The 1,833-nt window shown below is 73.5% G+C and carries 3 protein-coding genes and 1 pseudogene; 3 read left to right on the top strand and 1 reads right to left on the bottom strand.

What is annotated here, in order from left to right; translation table 11 throughout:
• A pseudogene (locus H5J30_RS30730) lies at window positions 1-194 on the top strand (saccharopine dehydrogenase); the annotation flags it as partial.
• Here the strand turns inward: H5J30_RS30730 and H5J30_RS30725 are convergent.
• The gene (locus H5J30_RS30725; RefSeq protein ID WP_220189528.1) at window positions 142-738 is read right to left on the bottom strand and encodes a TetR/AcrR family transcriptional regulator; all 597 of its coding nucleotides are present in this window, start codon (window positions 736-738) and stop codon (window positions 142-144) included. The pseudogene H5J30_RS30730 and the gene H5J30_RS30725 sit on opposite strands and share 53 nt — an antisense overlap.
• Between H5J30_RS30725 and H5J30_RS30720 the strand changes: the two genes are divergently transcribed.
• Both H5J30_RS30720 and H5J30_RS30710 read left to right on the top strand, forming a co-directional pair.
• The gene (locus H5J30_RS30720; protein ID WP_258563613.1) at window positions 731-1,078 is read left to right on the top strand and encodes a YybH family protein; all 348 of its coding nucleotides are present in this window, start codon (window positions 731-733) and stop codon (window positions 1,076-1,078) included. The two genes, H5J30_RS30725 and H5J30_RS30720, sit on opposite strands and share 8 nt — an antisense overlap.
• Window positions 1,079-1,320: 242 nt before the next feature.
• The coding region (locus H5J30_RS30710; protein WP_181790738.1) for a hypothetical protein at window positions 1,321-1,833 on the top strand (513 nt) is incomplete at its 3' end.

Raw genomic sequence — 1,833 nt, 5'->3', positions numbered from 1 at the left:
GCGAACAGAGCACCGTCACCGGCCTGGTGGCCGCGTACGCCACCCGCGAACTGCTCACCGCCGGCCTGCCCGCCGGCGTACACCACCTGGAGCAGCTGCCGCGGCTGGCGGACCTGCCGGAGCGGCTGGCGGGGGAGGGGATCAGGCTGTGGGCGCCGCGCCGGACGCCAGCCCGGAGACGAGCTGCCGGATGATCGACTTGATCGCGAGGTCGTCCCGCGCCGAGTCCCCGCCGTGGGCGAGATACTGGGCCGCCTCGTCCAGCGCCCCCACGAGCACGAGCGCCAGCGGCCGCACGGCCCGCGTACGGATCCGGCCCGCCGCGACCGCACCGGTGAGCGCCGACTCCAGCAGCCCGATGGTGTGCCGCAACTCCACCTCCCGCCACCGCGCCCAGCCGAGCACGGCGGGCGCGTCGAGCAGGATGATGCGCTGCGCCGCGGGATCCGCCGAGGCGTCGAGCCAGGCGAGGCAGCCGACGATCAGGCTGTCGACCGGATCGGCCGCACCGTGGGCGGACACGGCCGCGTCGATCTCCCCGACCAGCTCGCGCTCGACGTCCTCGAAGACCGCCTCGAAGAGATCCCGCTTGTCCGCGAACTGGTGGTACATCGCCCCCCGGCTCACCCCGGCGGCGTCGGCGATCGCCACGGTGCTGACGCCCCCGTAGCCGAGCCGCCCGAACAGCTCGCGCCCGGCGGCGATCAGCGCCTGCGACGGAGGCCGGCCGATGGACACGACATCCACCCGCGACCTGTTCGAGCGCTACCACGCCTGCCGGGAAGCCCGCGACCCCGCCCGTATCGCCGAACTCCACACCCCCGACTCGGTCTTCCACCCCCACTCGGGCCAGCCCCCGGCCCGCGGCCGCGACGAGATCCGCGCCGCGGCAGCCGACTCCTTCGCCCTCGTCCCCGACCTCGCCTTCGACCTCCCCGCCCTCCGCGGTCGCCATCGACCTGGCGGACTTCGTCCCGGTCCGCGACGGCGAGGTACTGGAGAAGCACTCGTATGTCGACGGCCCGGCCATGCAGGCAGCACTGACACCGCCCGCACCCACACCCTGAAGCCCGACTGACGGTCTGTAGGGGGAGTGCATGCGGGTGGCGAGGCCGGTGGCCGGTGTCGCGGCTGTGCTGGGGCTGGTGCTGGCCGCGGGCTGCGGGGCGACTCCGGGAGCGACGGCGCGGGCTGGTCGCAGCCGCTGGAGTGGATGGCGGGGTCGACGTCCCCGGCGATGCCGGTGGCCGTCGCGCCGCGGGCGGACACCGTGGCGTACCTCCTCGGCACCTCCGGCGGCTACACCGTCGAGGCGCATCCGTGGACCTGACGACCGGCAGGAGCACCAGGTTCGGCTACTACAGCTACCCCGCCCCCGGCCAGCCGCAGCCCCACGCCCTCACCGACGTGACGAGAACCGGCCCCACGGGCACCAGCACCGACAGCTACACCTACGACGAAGCCGGCAACACGTCCACCCGGACCCTGGCCGGGAGCACCCAGAACCTGACCTGGGACGCAGAGGGCCACCTGGCTTCGGTCTCCGAACCGGACGGCGCCGGCGGCACGAAGAGCACCTCATACCTCTACGACGCCGACGGCAACCGCCTCATCGGCAGCACCTCCAGCGAGACGACCCTCTACCTCGGCCACACCGAGGTCACCCTCCCCAAAGGCGCCACGAAGGCCCAGGCCACCCGCTACTACGACCTCGGCGACGGCCACCAGGCCGTCCAGGAAGACGACGGCAGCGTCTGGTTCACCATCGCCGACCACCACGGCACCGGCCAACTCGCCGTCAACGCCGCCAACACAGACCTCCAGCGCCGCCGG

The sequence above is a fragment of the Streptomyces phytophilus genome (assembly GCF_013870535.1).
Classification (GTDB): domain Bacteria; phylum Actinomycetota; class Actinomycetes; order Streptomycetales; family Streptomycetaceae; genus Streptomyces; species Streptomyces phytophilus.
Note: the sequence above shows the minus strand (reverse complement) of the source record. Positions and strands in the feature narration are given on the sequence as shown.

Bases quoted from the DNA above. Each gene is read 5' to 3' on its own strand.
- H5J30_RS30720 (WP_258563613.1), top strand. From the start codon at position 731: ATGGACACGACATCCACCCGCGACCTGTTCGAGCGCTACCACGCCTGC.